The following is a 3,264-nucleotide window of genomic DNA, read 5'->3' as shown; positions in this document are numbered from 1 at the left end:
GGCTCCCATCAAGGATTTCGACTGACGCTGTATATTGTCCTTAAGAGTGGTGCTGAACAGTTGTATCGACACCACAGCGGCAATACCTAGAATGATGGAGGCCATGAACAAGAACAAACGCAGCTTGCTCGCCTTAGCGTCTCGCCACGCCATTGTAAAAAGCCATGTGGTGTGTTGCGCCATACGAATTAGGGAACGTTGGTAGGTTCATTAGTAAATAGCTGCCCCCCTTTTAATCGTAGGATTTGCTGTGTACGGTGGGCCAATTCCAGATCATGCGAAATGATGACCAAGGTGGTACCGGCCTCTTTGTTAAGGTCAAAGAGCAACCGAATTACATTTTCACCGGTTTCTTCATCCAGATTCCCGGTAGGCTCGTCCGCAAACAAAATGGCAGGGGTATTGGCAAAGGCTCTGGCCAAAGCTACGCGCTGTTGCTCACCTCCCGAGAGTTGCGACGGATAGTGATGCAGTCGATCGCCCAAGCCGACTTTCTCTAATAGGGTGGTACTTTTTTGCTGGGCTTGTATATCGCCTCGCAACTCTAAAGGCACGCTTACATTTTCAAGGGCCGTCAAGGTGGGTAACAGCTGAAAGTTTTGGAAGATGAAACCAACCTTCTCATTGCGCAATTGGGCGCGTTGGTCTTCATTCAAGGTGCTTAGATCATGGCCGCAAAGTTCAACCGTTCCGGCACTGGGCTGGTCTAAACCGGCACATAAGCCCAGTAAGGTGGTCTTTCCGCTTCCTGAAGGCCCTACAATGGAAAAGGTCTGCCCCTTTTCAACATCAAAAGAAATGTTCTGTAAAACCGTTAATTGTTTGTTACCACTGGAATATGTCTTTTCCAACCCGCGTATCTTTAATATCTTTGACATATAGATTTTTAGATTTAAACGACTGTTCATGCCGAAGGTTCAAAATAAACAAAGGGATTCGATCCTACCAAACACAATCGCCCGTAAACTCTTAAAGTTTTGTTATTTTATCGCACTGGGGTTGTTCCTAACGGGTTGTGGTGAGACCAAAACGGAAAAGAAAGCCCGGGATACACCTACCGATCCACCCACCGAAGTCACAACAACCGATACCACGAAGACCATTTTGTGTTTCGGCGATAGCATTACGGCCGGATACGGATTGGACGACAGCAACGAGGCCTACCCTGCCCTATTGCAGCAAAAAATTGACTCTTTAGGCTTGGAGTATACGGTGATCAATGCCGGAATCAGTGGTGAAACGACGGCGGGCGGCAAAGGCCGTATGGATTGGACCTTACAACAAGACATTGCCATTTTTATCTTAGAATTAGGGGGTAATGATGGCTTGCGTGGCGTACCCCTTACCGAAACACGTGCCAATTTACAGGCCATCATCGATGCCGTGCATACAAAAAGCCCGGAAACCACCATCATTCTGGCGGGCATGGAGCTGCCGCCCAACATGGGACAGGCGTACACCGGCGAATTTAGGCGTATGTATGCGGAATTGGCTAAGGAAAACGACCTTGCGTTTATCCCATTTATTCTGAAAGACGTTGGAGGCGTTAAAGCGCTGAACCAAAACGATGGCATCCATCCGAATGCCGAAGGCCATGAGATCGTAGCGAATACCGTTTGGGAAACGCTGAAGCCGTTGATCAGTAAATGATCAGGATAGCTGAAATAGTGCGCTCCGACAGGAAATCCATATACGCTGAAAACTGTGTAGTAGACTCGATTTAGAGCGACTTCATATCGATCACAAACCGATACTTCACATCACTTTTAAGCATACGCTCGTAGGCCTTGTTAATGTCTTGTATCTTGATGACTTCTACATCCGACGTGATGTTATGCTCGCCACAAAAATCCAGCAGCTCCTGTGTTTCGGCGATCCCGCCAATAAGCGAGCCTGCTACCGACTTCCGACCCATGATCATAGGGACCGTGACCAGCATCGGATCCAGAGGTCCTAAATAACCGACTACCACTAAAGTACCATTGGTGTTTAGCGTAGCCACATACGGATTCAGATCATGGGCATAAGGTACGGTATCAATAATGACATCAAATGTCCCTGCAACGCTTTCCATCTGGGCTTCGTCGGTGGAAATAACCACCGCATCGGCGCCTAACGCTTTGGCATCGTCTGACTTATCCGGAGATCTGGAGAACAAGGTAACATGAGCACCTAAGGCTGCTGCCAATTTGATCGCCATATGGCCCAGACCGCCTAGCCCTACGACCGCTACGGTACTGCCCTTGCCTACCTTCCAATGTCGCAAAGGTGACCAAGTTGTGATGCCCGCGCACAACACCGGAGCGATACCCGCCTTATCTAAATTTTCGGGAACACGCAATACAAAGGCTTCATCTACCACAATGGTTTCCGAATAACCCCCGTGCGTATTGGTATCTAAATGCTTGTCGTAACCTCCGTACGTTCCCACCCATTCCGGACAGTATTGTTCTAGGTCTTTTTTACAATTCTCGCAGTGCCTGCAGGAATCCACAAGGCAGCCTACCGCCACCAGATCGCCAATTTTGTAATTACGTACACCATCCCCTACCCGTTTTACCGTCCCGACGATCTCATGACCGGGAACCACCGGATATTGGGTCATCCCCCAATCGTTACGTGCAAAATGCAGATCCGAATGACACACGCCGCAATAGTGGATATCGATCTCTACATCTTTAGAAGTGACTTCTCTTCTATCGATATTCATTTGTTTCAAGTCGGCCTCAGGCGCATGCGTCCCATAAGCTTTTACGGTAGATGTTTTCATATAGTTGGCTTTTAGTTTTTTAGCTTTCTAAAGGTAGGGATAATATATGAAGGGTTAATGCTTATTGGGAGAAGGTTTAAGAGTTGGGATTTGGAAGTTGAATGTAGGAAGTTGGAAGTTGGAAGTTTATATTTGTTTTTTCCTTAAAATCGCTCCAAACGAATACAAATGTTAAAAATCTATTACTTCGGCTTTACTTCGGCTTTACTTCGGGTTTAATTCGGGTATACTTCGGCTATAGGTCGGGTATAGGTCGGATGAACTTCGATATGACAGTATTATCCTACAATCCAAAACAAGGTGAACGGTGAAGGATTTAGAAGTTAAAAGTTGAATGGTAAACACAACGATAAAAAAACAAAGAAGCAGCTTCCAAACGAATAGCCATCTCCACTTTAACCCCACTATAACCCCACCATAACTCAACCGTAACCTCAACATGCTCCGGAGGAGTGAACAGTGAGCCATGAGCAGTGAAGTGTGAGTGGTGAAGC

4 protein-coding genes are annotated in these 3,264 nt (G+C 46.9%); 1 reads left to right on the top strand and 3 read right to left on the bottom strand.

Annotated features, from left to right (window positions below; translation table 11 throughout):
- Positions 1-183, bottom strand: a 183-nt coding sequence (locus tag AACZ11_RS13020; RefSeq protein WP_339832766.1) for a hypothetical protein, incomplete at its 3' end; no start/stop codon positions are given.
- 5 nt (positions 184-188) lie between these two features.
- Positions 189-878, bottom strand: a complete 690-nt coding sequence (locus AACZ11_RS13015) for an ABC transporter ATP-binding protein (protein ID WP_339832763.1) — start codon at positions 876-878, stop codon at positions 189-191.
- A 28-nt stretch (positions 879-906) separates the two neighbouring features.
- Between AACZ11_RS13015 and AACZ11_RS13010 the strand changes: the two genes are divergently transcribed.
- On the top strand, positions 907-1,650 hold the full coding sequence (locus AACZ11_RS13010) for an arylesterase (protein ID WP_290626537.1): 744 nt from the start codon (positions 907-909) through the stop codon (positions 1,648-1,650).
- A gap of 70 nt (positions 1,651-1,720) precedes the next feature.
- Here the strand turns inward: AACZ11_RS13010 and AACZ11_RS13005 are convergent, their stop codons facing one another.
- The gene (locus AACZ11_RS13005) at positions 1,721-2,770 is read right to left on the bottom strand and encodes an NAD(P)-dependent alcohol dehydrogenase (RefSeq protein ID WP_290626535.1); all 1,050 of its coding nucleotides are present in this window, start codon (positions 2,768-2,770) and stop codon (positions 1,721-1,723) included.
- Positions 2,771-3,264 lie beyond the last annotated feature (494 nt).

Source organism: uncultured Altibacter sp. (genome assembly GCF_963972995.1).
GTDB lineage: Bacteria > Bacteroidota > Bacteroidia > Flavobacteriales > Flavobacteriaceae > Altibacter.
This window is presented reverse-complemented; position numbering and strand designations above follow the sequence as displayed.

Coding starts and splice junctions, on each gene's coding strand:
- AACZ11_RS13015 (WP_339832763.1), bottom strand. CDS start 878: ATGTCAAAGATATTAAAGATACGCGGGTTGGAAAAGACATATTCCAGT.
- AACZ11_RS13010 (WP_290626537.1), top strand. CDS start 907: ATGCCGAAGGTTCAAAATAAACAAAGGGATTCGATCCTACCAAACACA.
- AACZ11_RS13005 (WP_290626535.1), bottom strand. CDS start 2,770: ATGAAAACATCTACCGTAAAAGCTTATGGGACGCATGCGCCTGAGGCC.